The organism is Longimicrobiaceae bacterium, assembly GCA_035936415.1.
GTDB lineage: Bacteria > Gemmatimonadota > Gemmatimonadetes > Longimicrobiales > Longimicrobiaceae > JAFAYN01.
This window is the reverse complement of sequence record DASYWD010000226.1, coordinates 16,097-32,697: the sequence shown is the minus strand read 5'-3', so window position 1 is coordinate 32,697 and position 16,601 is coordinate 16,097. Positions and strand designations below refer to the sequence as shown.

Genomic DNA, 16,601 nt, shown 5'->3' with positions numbered 1-16,601 from the left:
CACGCGTGCGCCCGACGATGGGCGCACGCTCCCCCGATCCCACAGGACCATGCAACGCCGGAGACCCGTACCGACCCCGCTCCTCGCACTGCTCCTGCTCTTCCTGGTCCCGGCCTGCGGGCGCGAGGGCGAATCCGGGCCGGAGCGCGCCGCCTCCACCGCCGACCTCGCCGAGGTGCGGGCGCGCGACACCCTGACGGTGGTCACCACCTTCAACTCCACGAGCTACTTCCTCTACCGCGGCGAGCCCATGGGCTTCGAGTACGAGCTCCTGCGGGAGTTCGCCGAGGACCTGGGCGTGAAGCTGAACGCGGTGGTGGTCCGCGACCGGGACAGCATCCCGGAGCTGCTCCGCGCCGGCGTGGGCGACGTGGGCGCCGCGCGCCTGGCCCCGGGCGAGTACGCGGGCGAGGGGCTCGCCTTCACGCAGCCGCTCTACGAGACACAGCCCACGCTGGTGCAGCGCGGCGCGCCCCCGGCCGCCGGGGGCGTCCCCACCGCCGTGGACACCCTGCTGCAGGCGGCCCGGACCGGCGGGACCGTCCCGGTGCGCGCGCGGCTGGTGACCGCCCCGGGGCAGCTCGCAGGGAAGCGCGTCCACCTCCCCGCCGACTCGCGCTACGCCGAGCGGCTGATGGAGATCTCCGACAGCATTACCGGCGACATCCACGTGGTGGAGGCGGAGCCCGGCACCCGTACCGAGGCGCTGGTCCGCGCCGTGGCGCGGGGGCGCGTCGGCCTGGCCGTGGCGTCCGAGAACCTGGCCGACCTCACCGCATCGTACTACGGCAACCTGGTGCTGCGCCCCACGCTGGGGCCGCCGCACCCCGTGGCCCTGGCGGTGCGGGAGGGCTCGCCCGAGCTGCGCGCGGCGCTGGACGCGTGGCTGGCCGACGAGAAGAACGCGAAGCAGGTCCGCGCCCTGTACCGGAAGTACTTCGTGGACCGGGAGGGGTACCGCGAGCGGGTGGAGAGCGAGTACCTGACCTCGGAGACGAGCCGCCTTTCCGAGTACGACCCGCTCTTCCGGCGCGCCGCCTCGGAGCTGGGGTGGGACTGGCGGCTGCTGGCTTCGCAGGCGTTCCAGGAGTCGCGCTTCGACCCGGACGCGCGCTCCTGGGCGGGGGCGGAGGGGCTCCTGCAGCTCATGCCGCGGACCGCGCGGGCAGTGGGGGTCAGCAACTCGCGCGACCCGGAGCAGAACGTCACGGGCGCCGTGCGCTTCCTGCGCGACCTGCGCGAGCACTGGACCCCGAAGATCCCCGATCCCGCGGAGCGCCTCAAGTTCATCCTGGCCGCGTACAACACCGGGACCGGCCACGTGGAGGACGCGCAGCGGCTCACGGAGAAGAACGGCGGCGACCCGCAGTCGTGGGAGGACGTCTCGAAGTGGCTGCTGCAGAAGTCCAAGCGGGAGGTGTACACCGACCCGGTGGTGAAGCACGGCTTCTCGCGCGGGCTGGAGCCGGTGCTGTACGTGGCGCGCGTGCTGGAGCGGTTCGAGCACTACCGGCAGTTCGTCACGCCGGGGGAATGACCCCGGAGGCGCCGGCCGGCTCCGGCGGCGAACTGCCGGGTGGGGCGCACGTGCACGGAAGCCGAAGGGATCCACCGAGCGGTCCGGCTGCTGAGCCGCAGCCGGACGCGCCATTCTCCGTCCCTCGTTCCGGAGGTCCACCATGCCTGCTGCGACGCCGGGCACCTCCCGCGCCCCCGATCCCGACGTCGTGGCGGCCACGCGCTTTCTGGACCGGCTCTTCCCCCCGCCCCGCAACGTGCAGATCCGGCTCCCGGACGGGACCGTCCTTCCCGCGGACGGAAGCCCCGCCTGCACGCTGGTGATCGGCTCCCCGGGCGCGCTCCGGCGCATGTTCCGCCCCCCGGTGGAGACCTCACTGGGGGAGGCGTACCTGAGCGGCGACCTGGAGGTGGAGGGCGACCTGTGCCAGGCGTTCCCGGTGGTGGAGGCGTGCCGGACGGCGGCGCGCTCGCCGGGGGATCTCCTGGCGCTCGTGCGGCTCTGGCGCGCCCTTCCGCGCGAAGGCGCGGGGAGCGCCGGGCCCGGCAGGGCGCCGGCCCGGCTCGCGGGAGCGACGCACACGAAGGACCGCGACCGCGCCGCCGTGCAGTACCACTACGACCTGGGGAACGACTTCTACCAGCTCTTCCTCGACCCGCGCATGGTGTACTCGTGCGGCTACTTCCCCACCGGTGAGGAAGACCTGGCGACCGCGCAGGAGCTCAAGCTGGACCACGTCTGCCGCAAGCTCCGCCTCCGGCCCGGGGAGCGGCTCCTGGACGTGGGGTGCGGCTGGGGCGCGCTGCTGATCCACGCCGCGGAGCGGTACGGGGTGGAAGGGGTGGGGATCACGCTCAGCGAGCGGCAGCGGGAGCTCGCCGTCCGGAGGGTGGCCGGGGCCGGGCTCGACGCCCGCATCCAGATCCGGCTGCAGGACTACCGGGAGCTGGAGGGGGAGAGCTTCGACAAGGTGGCGAGCATCGGGATGTTCGAGCACGTGGGGAGGGCACGGCTCCCGGAGTACTTCGCCCGCATCCGCGCCGTGCTCCGGCCGGGCGGCCTCTTCCTGAACCACGGGATCTCCCGGGAGGCCACCGCGCCCCGGAAGACCCTCCTCTCGGTGCTCCTGGATCCGCTCAACCACCTGGTGGTGGGGACCTCGCCGATGACGAGCTCCGTCTTTCCCGACACGGAGCTGATCGCGCTGAGCGATGTGAACCTCGCGGGGGAAAGGGCCGGCCTGGAGGTCCGCGACGTGGAGAACCTCCGCGAGCACTACGCGCTCACGCTCCGCCACTGGATCACGCGGCTGGAGGCGAACGAGGCCGAGGCGGTGCGGCTGGTCGGCAGGCCGACGTACCGCGCCTGGATGATCTACTTCGCGGCCTCCGCCCACCGCTTCGAGAACGGCCGCATCAGCGTCAACCAGACGCTCTTCGGGCGGCACGAGGGCGGCCGGGTGGACGTCCCCCTCACCCGCGCGGACCTCTACGCCCCGGCCCCCTCCGCGTGAGACGGGCTACCGCAGGCGTGCTCCCTCCGGGCTCCACACCTCGACGCTTCCCAGGTTGAGGGCGCGGATCGGCTGCTCGATGGTCGCGAGGTCCCCGGCCACCACGATCGTGAGCGCGTCCGGGGTGAGCCTCCGGCGCGCCGCGTCCAGCACGTCTTCGGAGCCCACGCCCGCCAGCCGCTCCCGGTAGCTCGAGTAGTAGTCGAGAGGCAGACCGTACAGGAGCACCGTCTGCATCCGCTGCGCCAGCCCCTGCACGGTCTGCACCGAGGTGGGGAAGCTGCCGACCAGGTTGTTCAGCGCGCCCCGCAGCTCGTCCGGCGGAACCGGCTCGCTCGCGATCGTCCGATACTCGCGCACCGACTCCACCAGGGCGGAGTCGGTGGCGCTGGTGCGCACCGACGAGGTGATCGCGAAGGTGCCCGTGCCGCGAAGGGCCTCGAAGTTGGTGAAGGCGCCGTAGGTCCAGCCGTGGCGCTCGCGCAGGTTCTGGTTGATGCGGGCGTTGAACGCGCCGCCCAGCACCTGGGAGAGGGCGGTCAGCCGGAGGAAGTCGGGGTCGTTGGCGCCGACGCCGACCTGCCCCACCCGGATCGCCGACTGCACCGACCCGGGACGGTCGACGAGGATCACGCGCGTGCCGGTGACCGGGCGGGCGGGGTTGGCGACCCGCGGCGGGCTCGGCGCGGCCGCCCTCCAGCCGCCGAACGCATCCTGCGCGATGCGGCGTGCCTCCGGGGCGGAGAGGTCGCCCACCAGCAGGAGCGTCGTGTTCGCCGGGGCGTACATGCGGCGGTGCCAGTCCACCACGTCCGCGCGGGTGACACGCTCCAGCGTGGCCGCGGTGCCTCCCGGGGGGCGGCTGTACGGTGCGGCAGGCTCGAAGACCGCGCGGGAGAAGGCGGCGGAGGCCAGCCCCTCCACGGTGGCCTGGCTCTGCTTCCACGAGCTTACGGCCTGCGTGCGGACGCGGTCGAACTCGCTCGCGGGGAAGCCGGGCTCGGTGAGCGCGCCCGCCGCCAGGCGAAGGGCTTCCGGGAAGGCGGACCGGACGGACGTGACGGCGGCGAAGGCGAGGTTCAGGCTGGCGCCGGTCTGGAACTGCGCACCGAGCTGCTCCATCCGCTCCGCGAGCTCCGGTCCGCCGAGCGTCCGGCTCCCCTCGGCGAGGAGCGAGCCGGTCAGCACCGCGAGCCCGTTCTTCTCGCCCGGCTCGTAGATGGCCCCGGCGTCCACGATCGCGCGCGCCGTCACCAGCGGCATGGAGTGCTGCTCCAGCAGGATGACGCGCATCCCGTTGTCCAGCCGGAACTCCTGGATGGGGGGAAGCTGGTACGGACGAATCGGGCCGAGCGCGGGAGGCTGCGCCTCCGCCACGCCCGCCTCGGGGGCGGGGGCGGGAGCGGGCTGCTGGACGGGCGCCGCGCAGGCCGCCAGGACGGCCAGGGCGCCGAGCGGAATCGTGTTTCTGCGGATCATGGCTGCGTCGGGGTCGGGGTTGCCCGCGGGCGCGGGACGAAGACGAGGACCGCGCGGTTGTCGGGCACCACCCGCTCGGCTGCCAGCTCCCGCAGCGCGGGAACGGTGACCGTGCCGAGCGCCTCCAGCCAGCGGTTGACCCAGCCCGGGTCCTGGTGGAACACCCACCCCTGCGCCAGCATGTCGCCCCGGCCGCCGAACCCGCCCATCGTCTGCAGCTGGTTGAGCAGCCCGTAGCGGGTGGTGGCCTGCACGCGGCGGAGCCCCGCCTCGTCGATGGACGCCTGGATCCCGTCCAGCTCCCCGAGGAGCGCCCGCTCCAGGGAGTCGGGGCTCGCGCCGGGCTTCCCCGTGGCGGCCACCACCAGGACGTCCGCGCCGTCCACGAAGCCGAGGTTGAACGCGAAGACGTTGGTGGCCACCTGCTGGCGGCGCACCAGCGCCTCGTACAGCGGGCTGGAGCGGCCGCTGGCGAGCAGGCTCGACAGGGTGCGCACCACGGGAGCCCGCGGGTCACGTGCGTTCGGCATGCGGTAGCCCACGTAGACGGCCGGGGCCGGGGCGTTGGCGTCCTCGACCACCTCGCGCACCGGGGCGCCGAGCCGGGGCGGAAGCCCGGCGTCGCGCAGCGGCGGCGGCTCGGGACCGCGGGGGATCCCCGCGAAGTAGCGGCGCACCATGGCGCGCGCCTCCTCGACCTCGATGTCGCCCGCGACCACCAGCACGGCGTTGTTGGGGACGTAGTACGTCCGGAAGAACTCGCGTACGTCTTCCAGGGAGGCGTTGTTCAGGTCCTCCAGCGAGCCGATCACCGGGTGGTGGTACGGGTGCCCCTCGGGGAAGAGGTGCCCCAGCATCTTCTGGAGCCAGAGGCCGTAGGGCTGGTTGTCCATCCCCTGGCGCCGCTCGTTCTTCACCACCTCGCGCTGGTTGTCGAGCTTGGCCTGGGTGAGCGCCTCGTCCAGCGTGGCCATCCGGTCGGCCTCGATCCAGAGCGCGACCTCCAGGGCGTTCGACGGCACCTGCGAGAAGTAGTTGGTCCGGTCCGCCGAGGTGGTCCCGTTGAGGTCCGGCCCCGCGCGTCCCCCCGCCGCCTCGAGCAGGGCCCATCCCTTCCCCTCGGGGACGTTGCGCGACCCGGTGAAGAGCATCAGGTGCTCGAAGAGGTGCGCGAACCCGGTGCGCCCGGGCGGCTCGTGCTTGGAAGCCACGTCGTACCAGACGACGGCCGCCGCCACCGGGGCCGAGCGGTCCACGTGGTAGATCACCTTGAGCCCGTTGGGGAGCGTCTCCTCCACGTAGTCGAGGCGTACGCTCTCCGCCGTCGGCCCAGACTGCGCCGCCGCGGGGAGGGCGGACGCAGCCAGGAGGAGTGGAACCAGGAGCAGTCGTTTCATACGGTGTCTCCGGAGGGAACGGGTGGAAGCGATCGAGGTGCTCACGTAAGATCCCCTGCGGCTCGCGCCGCGCTCAGTCGAAGTCCGTGGGCCACTCCGGGTGGCGCAGGTGCTCGAAGACCCGCGCCACCTGCGCCGGCGTGGCGCGTGAGAGCGACAGCTCCGGGACCTCCCCCTCCCGGAAGAAGCCCACCTCCGCCGTTTCCGTCCCCACCGCGGCCTCGCCGCCCAGCACCTCGCAGCGGAAGCACAGCTTGTAGACGGAGCTCGGGCGCGGGGGCTGCCCGTGGCGCCTCCCGTCCCACAGCGCCAGCAGCTTGGTCGCGCGGACGGCGAGGCCGGCCTCCTCCCGCACCTCGCGCTCCACGCACTCCGCCGGCGAGTCCCCCACGTCGGCCCACCCGCCCGGGAGGGTCCAGCGGCCGTCCGCGCGCTCCCGCACCAGGAGGAGCGCGCCGTCCCCGCGGAAGACCGCCGCCCGCACGTCCACCTTGGGCGTGGCGTACCCCACCTCCCCCGAGAACAGCTCCAGCACCTGCTCCGGCTCGCGGCCGCCGTACGCAGCCAGCATCTCCGTGGAGATGCGGAGCAGCTCCGTGTAGCGCTCCCGGTCGAAGACGCCCTCGGTGTACGCCAGGCCGTTCTGCGCCAGGGCGCGGGCGCGCCGCGCCCACCGCAGCCAGTGGGGCTCCAGGGTGCGCCCTCAGCCCTTCTGCGAGGCGATCCAGCGCTCGACCTTGGCCTCCAGCACCTCCAGCGGGAGCGCGCCGTCCGCGAGGATCACCCGGTGGAACGCCTTGGGGTCGAAGCGCGGGCCCAGCTCGCTCTCGGCGCGGCGGCGCAGCTCGCTGATCTTCATCTGGCCGATCTTGTAGGCGAGCGCCTGCCCCGGGATCGCCATGAAGCGCTCCACCTCGCTCACGATGCTCGTCTCCGACTGCGAGGAGTTCTGCCGCGCGTAGTCGATCGCCTGCTCGCGCGTCCACCCCTTGGCGTGCAGGCCGGTGTCGAGCACCAGGCGGATGGCGCGCCACAGCTCGCCGGAGAGGGCCCCGTAGTACTGGTACGGGTCGGTGTAGAGCCCCAGCTCCTTCCCCAGCGACTCGGCGTAGAGCCCCCAGCCCTCCGAGTACGCGGTGAAGCCCCCGAAGCGGCGGATGCGGGGCAGGTGCTCCAGCTCGCGCTGCACGGAGATCTGGAAGTGGTGCCCCGGCGAGCCCTCGTGCAGCAGCAGCGACTCCATCCCGTACCGCGGGCGGCTCTGCGGGTCGTAGGTGTTCAGGTAGAACACCCCCGGCCGCGACCCGTCCGGGCTCGCCGCCATGTACGAGCCCCCGGCGGCGCTCCGCTCGCGGAACGCCTCCACGGGGCGGATCTCGTAGTCGGCCTTCGGGCGGATGTCGAACAGCCGGTCCGTGGACGCGTCGATCCGCGCCTTGGCGGCGCGGTAGTCGGCGAGCATCTCCTCGCGCGTCTCGTAGCGGAACTTGGGGTCGGTCTGCAGGTGGCGCAGGAACTCGGGGAGCGTCCCCTGGAAGCCGACCTGCTCGCGGACGCGGTCCATCTCCCGGTGGATCCGCGCGACCTCGGCCAGGCCGATCTGGTGGATCTGCTCGGGGGTGAGGTCGGTGGTGGTGCTGGTGCGGGCCAGGTGCTCGTACCAGGCGCGCCCCTCCGGGAGCGCGGAAAGGCCGGCGCTGGTGCGCGCGGCCGGGAGGTACTCGTCGCGGACGAAGTCGTGCAGCTTCCGGTACGCGGGGACCACCCGGTCGCGGATGGCGGCCTCGTACGCCGCCGTGAGCCGGGCGCGCTCCTCCGGCGCGAACTCCGCCGGCATGTTCTTGACGGGCTGGTAGAAGATGCTGCTCCAGACGTCGTCCACCACGTGGGCGGCGAGCTGCGGGAGCATCCGCTCCACCAGCACGCGGGGCTGCACCACCCCCGCGCGGATCCCCTGGCGCATGTTGCCGATGGCGGCGTCCACCGCTTCCTCGAAGCCGCGCATCCGGGAGAGGAAGTCGTCGTAGTCCTTTGGGGTGCGGAACGGGTGGATCCCGCTCCCCGAGCCCAGCTGCGCGAACGACGACGCGAAGCTGGTGAACTGGTTCACCGGCGCCAGGTGCGAGGGGAAGCGGCGGCCGGCGATGGAGCTCTCCAGGTTGCGGAGGAAGACGTCGTAGGTGAGCCGCTGCTCCTCGCCCAGCGCGGCCCGGTCGATCCGCCGGAGCTCCGCCAGGTAGCGGGTGTCCAGCTCCTGCGCCTTCGCCCGGTTCTCCTCGCTGAACGAGGCGGTGTAGAGGTGGTTGTAGCGGTCGTCGCCGATGGAGGTGGCGGCCGTCGGGTTGAGGCGGAGGACTTCTTCGTAGTAGGCCTCGGCCAGCGCGTCGAGCCGCCGGGAGGCGTCCTCCGCCGCGGCGCTCGGCTGCGGGGCCGGCGGGGTGCCGGCGGTCTGCGGGGCCGCGCACCCGGCGGCGAGGAGGCAGAGGGCGACGAGGCTGCGGGCGTGCTTCACGGGCGTGCTCCTGACGAGGGGTGTCGGCGGCCCACGAAAGCTGCACCGGTGCGGCGTGCCCGGTCAAGAGCGGGCGCCTTCCCGGCGCGATCCACCCCGGGTATGTGCGAAGGGCGGGGTGGAGCTCCGGCCGTACGTTTCTTGCGTCGCCCCCGCGAAAGGTGTGCGGCGCCCCGGCCGCGGAACGTTTCCCTTGACGCAACCCCGTGCGGCCGGGCACCTTGGCTACACCCCCCTTCGCGGTTCCCTCCACACTTTGCAAGGAGGTGCATCATGGCGTCAGCCCCCTCGTTCACAACGGACCGTCTCCGCAACGTGGTGCTCGTCGGACACGGCGGGGCGGGGAAGACCACCCTTGTGGACGCCTGCTGCCACACCGCGGGCTGCTCCCGCAGGCACGGCTCCAGCGCCGACGGGACCGCGCTTACCATGTTCACCCCGGAGGAGATCTCCCACGGCATCTCCATGAACGTGTCGGTCGCCCACGCCACGTGGATGGACACCAAGGTCAACTTCCTCGACACCCCCGGCTACCTGGACTTCCTCGGTGAGACCAAGGCGGGGATCCGCGTGGCCGACGGCGCCATCTGCGTCATCTCCGGGCCTGCTGGGGTGGAGGTGGGGACTGAGCGGGTGTGGGAGCTGCTCGAGGAGCGGCACCTCCCCACGATCTTCTTCGTCTCCATGATGGACCGGCAGAACGCCGACTTCGAGACCGTCTTCCAGGACATCAAGGAGCACCTGACGCCCAAGGCGATCCCCGTGGAGATCCCCATCGGGAGCGGGGACGACTTCCGTGGGATCATCAACCTGTTCTCCGAGCGCGCCCACATCTACAAGGCCGACACGCAGACCGGCGAGTACGAGGAGCAGGAGATCCCGGAGGAGCTGCGGGAGCTGGAGCAGAGATACTACAACGAGCTGATCGAGACCATCGCCGCCACGGACGACACCCTGCTGGAGCACTACCTGGAGGGCGACGTCATCACCCGCGACGAGGCGATCCACGCACTGAAGCAGGCCATGCTCCGCGGCGAGCTGTACCCGGTGTTCTGCGGCGCGCCCACGAAGACGTGGGGCGTGCGCGCGCTGCTCACCAAGCTGGTGGAGCTGATGCCCTCCCCCAAGGAGCGCCCCGCCGAGGCCGCCACCGGCCGGGTGGGGAACACGGTTGAGCTTCGCAGCCTGAACACGGACCCCTTCTGCGCCCTGGTGTTCAAGACCACCAGCGAGCCGCACGTGGGGGAGCTGACCTTCTTCCGCATCTTCGGCGGCTCGCTGAAGAGCGGCGACGAGGTCCTCAACGCCACCCGCGACAAGACGGAGAAGCTGGCGCACATCTCCATCGCCCAGGGGAAGGAGCGGCTGGAGGTGGACGAGCTGCGCGCCGGCGACATCGGCGTGGTCGCCAAGCTCAGGGACACCCACACAAACGACACCCTCTCCTCCCCCTCCATCCCGCTGACGCTGGACGGGGTGGCGTTCCCGGAGGCGGACATCGCCATCGCGGTGGAGGCCGCCACGCGCGGGGAGGAGGACAAGCTCTCCATGGGGCTCCACAAGCTCCACGAGGAGGACCCCTGCTTCGTGGCGGAGTACGTCCCGGAGCTGCGGCAGACCATCGCCCGCGGGATCGGGGAGCTGCACCTGGAGGTGCAGATGGAGCGCCTCAAGCGGAAGTACGGGGTGGACGTGACGCTCTCGGCGCCGCGCATCCCCTACCGCGAGACCATCCGCGCGGTCGCGGAGGCCCACGGCCGCTACAAGAAGCAGACGGGCGGGCGCGGCCAGTTCGGCGACGCGCACGTGCGCCTGAAGCCGCTCGGGCGCGGCGAGGGGTACCGCTTCACCGACGCCATCGTGGGCGGGGTGATCCCCGGGAAGTACGTCCCGGCCGTGGACAAGGGGATCCAGGAGGCGGCGATGCGCGGGGTGCTCGCCGGCTTCCCGCTGGTGGACTTCGAGGCGGAGTGCTTCTTCGGCAGCTACCACTCCGTGGACTCTTCCGAGGCCGCGTTCAAGGTGGCTGGGTCCATGGCCCTGAAGGAGGCGGCGGAGAAGGCGCAGCCGGTGATCCTGGAGCCGGTGATGAAGGTGGACGTCTACACCCCGGACGAGTTCCTGGGCGACGTGATCGGCGACCTGAACCAGCGGCGCGGGCAGATCCTGGGGATCGACTCCGCCGGGCGGAACCAGAAGGTGAGCGCGCTGGTGCCGCAGGCGGAGCTGTACAAGTACTCCACGACGCTCCGCTCGCTGACGCAGGGCCGGGCCACCCACACCCGCACCTTCCACGCGTACGAGGAGGTGCCCCAGCACGAGGTGCAGAAGCTGGTGGAGGCCGCGAAGAAGGAGAAGGAGGAGCTGCTGGCGGCGAGGTGAGCGCCACCGGTTCCGGTGTGTGAACGAGCCGGGGCGGTCCCACGATGGGGCCGCCCCGGCCGTCTTTCGCCCGCTCGTGCTGCGACATCTGTTGGGGGCTTATCATTCGGTATTTGTTCGGATATGTTTTACTTCGCCGCCAGAGATACCAAACGGAAGGCTCGTTCATGACTCTGACCCGAAAGCAGCGGGAGCTGATCGACTACCTGACAACGTACATCCGCGATAACGGCTACTCCCCCACGTATGAGGAGATCGCCAGGAGGTTCGGATACCGTTCGCGGTCGACCGTCCACGAGCACATCCGCAACCTGGTCAACAAAGGCCTCGTGCGGGTAAATCCCAAGAGGATCCGGTCGATCGAGGTTCTCCGGGGAGATGCCAGGGAAGTCGGATACCAGTCCGTCATTCCTCCGCGTGAGTGGCTGCGGGAGCGCTGCGACGACTTCCCCGTCTCCCCTGCACCGTCCCATGAGGGAGAGGACCTCGCGACCATCCGGCGATACCGCGAATGCTGGCGCGAGATCCGGACCAGGATGGGCGCAGAGGACCAGATCTGGACGTTCTGTGCACCGGAAGCGAGCTGGCGAGAGGGTTCAGGAAGATCGGGATACGCGATCCTCCGCGGGGATGAGGTAATCGATGGAATCGTGACGCACGATCCGCTGGTCCAGGCTCCGGATTCAGGGGACCCCAGGCGGTAGCGGGAAGAGGGAGGTACAACCAGAGAATCGGCCGGTCCAGGCCCCTGCTCGGCAAAGCGTCCGGGCGATGGGGCCTATTTTTTCGCCGAGCAAACCAAGAGAGGAATCCGTGAGGCAAGGGTTCGAAGAGGCGGATGCTCCGGAATCGCTGCACCGCGGGAGGCTGCTCCATCCCGCGGTGAGCTGCCCCCGGTGCGGGGCCCGTCCGGCGCTCCGGATCAGTGAAGAGGCGGCGAAGCGGGTCGCCGACCTTGACCCCGGGGAGCGGGTGGGGACCTACCAGTGCCGCCGGAGAGGGTGCGGTGCCATTTACGACATCCCCGCCGCGGCTTACCAGAACGCATCCTGACAGGGGATCCTCACAGGGGCGATCCGTCCCACACGAGAACGGCCGGCAAAGGCCCCGCTCGGCACAGCGCCCGGGCAAGGGGGCCTTTTTGTTTCCCGATCGAAGCAGCGGGCCCGGCGCTCGAGAGCCCGGCGAGGACCTGAACCACCCACACAGGAGGCGAGCCATGCCGGCTTCGCCGGATTCCCGCGAAGACGGGGAGTCCGCATCCGCGGACGAGAGTCCGCACACTCGCAACACTTCATACGCAGGAGGACGAATGAAAAGGCTGGACCGAGAAGACAGGGCCGTCCAGAGGACGGCAACCCTGGCCCGTGGACGTCCGCTGGAGGTGGCATCGTGAGCGTGCAGCTCAACGTGTACGGCGTCCACGACGAAGTCGTGGGAACGCTCGTGCTCACCGTGCACGATCCGAACGGCCAGGTGGCCGCGAACGGGGTGAGGTTCTACGTCACGGACGGCACCGGCGTCCGCTCCGCGGCGCAGGAGGCCGACCGCAGGCCGAGCCCGGGAGTCTATGAAAAGGACGTGGCGCTCAGCGAGAGCAACGAGACGCTGATCGAGCCGGAGGTGACACTCACCGACGGTACGAAGCTCACCCCCGGGGCGCAGAGCTTCCCTCGGACCACGGGCATGGCGATCACGCTCGTACACGGCGGGGGCACCGAGCGGGGGACGAGCCTGGAGATCAAGAGCGGCCTTTCGGTCCATCGCACCGGAGACGGCCGGCGTCCGGTGATCAGTGCGAGCAAGTCGCTGCTGGCGTCCGCCGGCCAGGCCGGCCGCGGGCTCCGGGAGGGTGACGAGCGGAGCGGGCTCGGCGGCGTGCCGGGAGGGCTCCGGGTGGGGGTGCCCCTGGTGGACCGCGAGGGGCTGCAGGAGCTGGTGGACCCCGCCACCCGGAGAATGGGCGGCTCCCTCCTGGGGCCGAGCGGGACGTCGGCAGGGGGCATTGAGACGGGGGCGAACACCGCGGCCTCGGGGCTCGAGACATCAGGTCCCGGCTACGGGAAGGTGAGGCTCGGGGTGCCGCGCGCCCACGCACGTGCGGAACTGCCCGCCCTTTCCGCGACGGACGGGAAGCTCGATCCGAACCAGACCATGAGCGGGTCGAGCAATTACCCGATCGAGACAGGCGACAGCCTGACAAATCTCGGAGATCGCTCGCTCGCCTACATCGCGGACGACCCCACGAGCGACCGCAGGGCGGCCACAGTGAGTGAGAAGACCGGGGGAGCGGCTGCCGCATCGGGGCTCAACACCGCTGCGGGCCCCAACTACGGACGGGTGAACCGCGCGGTGCCACTGGCGCATGCGGCCGCCGACATGGATGCCATTGACACGGCGTCCGGCCGCCTGGACGATGGCCGGCCGATGCTGAACCCGGACCCGAAGACCGGCCTCGCCGCCTACCCGCTCGGCAATGGGGACAGCATCACCACCCTGGATCACCGCACTCTCGCCCACATTGCGGACGACCCCACCCTCGACCGCCGGGCGGTTACGGCCGCCGAGAAGACCGGCGGGAGCCGGGCGTGGAACGCGCTGGACCCGAACAGTCGTCTGGTGGATTCCCGCCGGATGGTGATGATCTCCGTCGCGAACCGGGAAAGCATCCAGACGGGGTTTGTGGGCCCACTGGTCACGGCGAGCCGCTCCGGCAGCCTGGTGAGCATCTCGGTGCAGCCGCATACGCTGCAGCTCGGCGTCGGGATCGCTTACAACTCCGGCACATGCTCGGTGATTTCCAGCAAAGACGGAGCGACGATCTACGTCTACACCGACGACGACAACTTCGGCGGGAACGACGTGACGTATCACGCGACGTTGAACGCCGTCGACATCTTCGCCTCCAAGGCACGCTACTTCGTCGGGAAGGCACCCACTCCGCCGGATGGAGGGTCGAGTGGTGGGGGTGGGGGTGGGGGTGGCGGCGACGGAATACAGGCCCTCTAACCAGGACGAAATCATGCCACAGCGAATCACGAAGAAAGGTCTGCCCTCCGGTGCCCGCGCCTACCGCCTCCTGGGCGGGGAGGAAGCCACCGTCGAGGTGCTACTCGCCGCGGAGCCGACGGACACGAGCTTCCCGCTCCTGGTGAGGGCGTGGATCACCGAGCCCGACGGCACTCGGATCGAGCTACCGGGCAAGGTGATCAACCTGAACCCCTCGGCCATCGCCGAAGGCACTCAGGACCCGGAAGCCATCGAGGAGCAGGAATCCGACGAGGCGGCGGTGCGCCTGGAGCGCTTCGCGGCAGCGGTCCGAAAAGCCCGGGGCAAGCGCCGGGCTGAGCTTCCCACACATGCCCCACAAAACTGATGATGCCGAAAGCCATTCGACCGACCCGAACCCCGAAGCAGCTCCTCGCCGAGGCCCGCAGGGCCGCCGCCGTGGAGGAGACACTGGCCTCGGAGATCCAGACCGCGGAACAGATTCACGCCCTTGGCGGGCCGCCGGTGAGTTCCAGGCTGAAGGAGCGCCACGCGAGCGCGAGAGCGGAGCGCGTGAGGAAGGAGCGCGAGCTCGAGCCCGGTCGCCAGGCGTGGGAGGCGTACCACGCCGCCGTCGAGGAGGAGCGCAGGGCGGCGGAGCAGGAGCGCCACCACGCTATCCTCCGCGGGGTGCACAGGAACAATCCGGATTTCCTGCGCGGCCTCGGGATCGAGCCGCTGCCGGACCAGGACATCGTTGCGTATCCTCCGGAGGAGGTCTAGATGGCACTGAGTCGACACAGCATCCTGCACTACTGGGACGCCCTGTACGGGGTGACACCCATCGTGGGCGGCAGCCCGGTGTTTTCACGTAACGGCGGCGCCACCTTCCAGGGGCGCGAGCGCCTGGGGCGCACCGTCGTCGCCAGGACCCCCCGGCAGAGCTGGGCCACCCTCGACGGGGTGCGGCGCCCGGTGCTGCAGCTGGAGCCTGCTCGAACGAACAGGCTCCTCTACAGCGAGGCGTTCGAACAGTGGTACAGCACCGGCTCCGTCACCATCAACTCGGGGTTTACGGACCCCTTCGGCGGAACGGCTGCGCGGCTCGTCGGCACGTCCAGCAACCAGGCGATTTCCCTGGCGCAGACGCTCAGCGCTGGACTGGTGGCGGTGTCCGTGTTCATGCGGAGGAGCAGCGGGCAGCAGTACTTCGGGTTGTACGACCTGGGCTCTCCCGGAGGGTGGCGCTGCATCGTCACGGTGCGCTGGGACAGCAGCGGTACGCCCAGCCTTTCCACCGCGGCCGGCTCCGGTACGCTCCTGCCGGTGGAGGACTGGAGTGGGGGCTGGTATCGGCTGGGCTTCCTCACCACCACCAGCACCGCCGGCTCTCACGGGGCATACCTCTATCCCTCCGGAGGACTCGCGGCTGGCGACGTATTCGCCTTCGGCTACCAGGTAGAGGAGGGTCCGGGGGTGACCGGGTACATCCCCACGAGCGGCACCCCCGTGTCGCGGACCCTGGAGACGGTGCACTTCAGCCCCGCGCCTGCGGCGCAGGCCCTCGCCGTCTATCAACGTCTGGTCGTGAGCATCCCGAGCGGCAGCATCAACGGACGCTTCTTCTCCCTCGGACAGGCCACTGACGGTGAGCTCCCCCGCTTCCTGGCCTACCTGAATGGCTCCGGCAATCCGGCGGTCTACTACCAGAACAGCGGTGGCAATACGGCCAACTCCATCTCCGGCATCTCCGTCGAGTCGGGCGATACGCTCGAGATCCTGGGCATTCTCCAGGCCGACGGCAGTGCCCGCGGGGTCTTCTCCAGGAACGGCGCACCCGTCGTCGTGGGCAACTCGCCTGCGGGGCCCACAGGGGGACTGAGCGGGGCGTTCGGCCGCGTACACATGAACAGTGTGGGGACTGCGGAGGTCACGGCCGGACGGTACGCCGAGCTTAAGATCTTCAAGCTGGCCGACTTCTTCTCAGGCACGGACCAGGGGCGGATGGACGAGGCGCGTGCCCTCGTCCTGGGTCCCTCGGGGGACCTACTCTAGGAGGGAACCATGTATCACATGCGAAGAGCATCCGCCGCCGAATGGGCGGCATGGGCGACCACGATGGATACGGACCTGGACACCGGCATCCAGGCTCTGCGCCCCGCTGCCACCCCCGAGCTGCTCAACCGCGGTGTGGTGGTCGCGCACACCGATCCCGCTACGGCCGACGTATTCTTCCACGTCGGGAAGATCGACCCGCCCGCGCCGGGAGAGTTCCCTGGGGAGGCGATCACGCCGGTGGAGGGTCCGGACGTCTACCTGCGCCAGCGGCACCGGGCGCTGCCGCCGGAGCACAGGGCCCGGTTCTACCAGGCCCGCGTGTACCGCTCGCTGGATGGGAGCAACCTGCGCTCCGGCTGCGAGACCGCCGTGGCCGCGAAGCTCGGAGCCCGCGTCCCGGCGACGGGGAGGACCTCCGGCCAGCCCGCTGACCCTGCCGGCGCGCTGTCGGTGCTGGAGGAGGCGCGGCGGCGAGCCACCCCGGTGATGGACGCCACGGGGAAGGTGACGCGGGCCGCAACCGCGCAGGCGCTCCGGATCCCGATGGCCGAGGTGACCAGCGCCGACGTGGTCGAGGAAGACGTCCTGATCGGCCACCGCTGGGCCGGGGAGCCGGACTCCTGAACTGAAGCAGGTAGCGGCAGGAAGCAGGTGCGGTAGACATTCGCGACAACGGCCGACAGAGGCCCCGGCTCGGCACAGCGCCCGAGCACGGGGCCTCTGTTCTCCCGCACCCGTGGCGGTCTGCCGAGG

Annotated in this window: 13 protein-coding genes; 9 read left to right on the top strand and 4 right to left on the bottom strand. The window is 70.8% G+C overall.

Annotated features, from left to right (window positions below; all coding sequences use genetic code 11):
- Positions 1-49 precede the first annotated feature (49 nt).
- Positions 50-1,537, top strand: coding sequence for a transporter substrate-binding domain-containing protein (locus tag VGR37_09080; GenBank protein HEV2147539.1), 1,488 nt, complete (start codon positions 50-52; stop codon positions 1,535-1,537).
- A gap of 142 nt (positions 1,538-1,679) precedes the next feature.
- Positions 1,680-3,032: a cyclopropane-fatty-acyl-phospholipid synthase family protein gene (locus tag VGR37_09075; GenBank protein ID HEV2147538.1), complete on the top strand. Its 1,353-nt coding sequence runs from the start codon at positions 1,680-1,682 to the stop codon at positions 3,030-3,032.
- 6 nt (positions 3,033-3,038) lie between these two features.
- Here the strand turns inward: VGR37_09075 and VGR37_09070 are convergent, their stop codons facing one another.
- From VGR37_09070 to VGR37_09055, 4 genes are all read right to left on the bottom strand, one after another.
- Positions 3,039-4,511, bottom strand: coding sequence for a pitrilysin family protein (locus VGR37_09070; GenBank protein ID HEV2147537.1), 1,473 nt, complete (start codon positions 4,509-4,511; stop codon positions 3,039-3,041).
- Positions 4,508-5,908 (bottom strand): pitrilysin family protein, encoded by a 1,401-nt coding sequence (locus VGR37_09065; protein ID HEV2147536.1) that lies wholly within the window; start codon positions 5,906-5,908, stop codon positions 4,508-4,510. Before VGR37_09065 ends, VGR37_09070 begins: the two co-directional genes overlap by 4 nt.
- Positions 5,909-5,981: 73 nt before the next feature.
- On the bottom strand, positions 5,982-6,587 hold the full coding sequence (locus VGR37_09060; protein HEV2147535.1) for an NUDIX hydrolase N-terminal domain-containing protein: 606 nt from the start codon (positions 6,585-6,587) through the stop codon (positions 5,982-5,984).
- A 24-nt stretch (positions 6,588-6,611) separates the two neighbouring features.
- Positions 6,612-8,420, bottom strand: a complete 1,809-nt coding sequence (locus tag VGR37_09055) for a DUF885 domain-containing protein (GenBank protein ID HEV2147534.1) — start codon at positions 8,418-8,420, stop codon at positions 6,612-6,614.
- Positions 8,421-8,693: 273 nt separating this feature from the next.
- On the opposite strand from VGR37_09055, the gene fusA reads away from it, so the two are divergent.
- From fusA to VGR37_09020, 7 genes are all read left to right on the top strand, one after another.
- A complete protein-coding gene (gene fusA, locus VGR37_09050; protein ID HEV2147533.1) occupies positions 8,694-10,802 on the top strand; it encodes an elongation factor G in 2,109 nt (702 codons plus the stop codon).
- Between the two features lie 167 nt (positions 10,803-10,969).
- Positions 10,970-11,506 (top strand): hypothetical protein, encoded by a 537-nt coding sequence (locus VGR37_09045; protein ID HEV2147532.1) that lies wholly within the window; start codon positions 10,970-10,972, stop codon positions 11,504-11,506.
- A 688-nt stretch (positions 11,507-12,194) separates the two neighbouring features.
- Positions 12,195-13,811, top strand: a complete 1,617-nt coding sequence (locus tag VGR37_09040) for a hypothetical protein (protein HEV2147531.1) — start codon at positions 12,195-12,197, stop codon at positions 13,809-13,811.
- 13 nt (positions 13,812-13,824) lie between these two features.
- Entirely contained in the window at positions 13,825-14,178 is a 354-nt protein-coding gene (locus VGR37_09035) for a hypothetical protein (GenBank protein ID HEV2147530.1), read from the top strand.
- A 185-nt stretch (positions 14,179-14,363) separates the two neighbouring features.
- A complete protein-coding gene (locus VGR37_09030; protein HEV2147529.1) occupies positions 14,364-14,573 on the top strand; it encodes a hypothetical protein in 210 nt (69 codons plus the stop codon).
- Positions 14,574-15,845: a hypothetical protein gene (locus VGR37_09025; protein HEV2147528.1), complete on the top strand. Its 1,272-nt coding sequence runs from the start codon at positions 14,574-14,576 to the stop codon at positions 15,843-15,845.
- Between the two features lie 18 nt (positions 15,846-15,863).
- Positions 15,864-16,472 (top strand): hypothetical protein, encoded by a 609-nt coding sequence (locus VGR37_09020; protein HEV2147527.1) that lies wholly within the window; start codon positions 15,864-15,866, stop codon positions 16,470-16,472.
- The last annotated feature ends 129 nt before the right edge of the window (positions 16,473-16,601 follow it).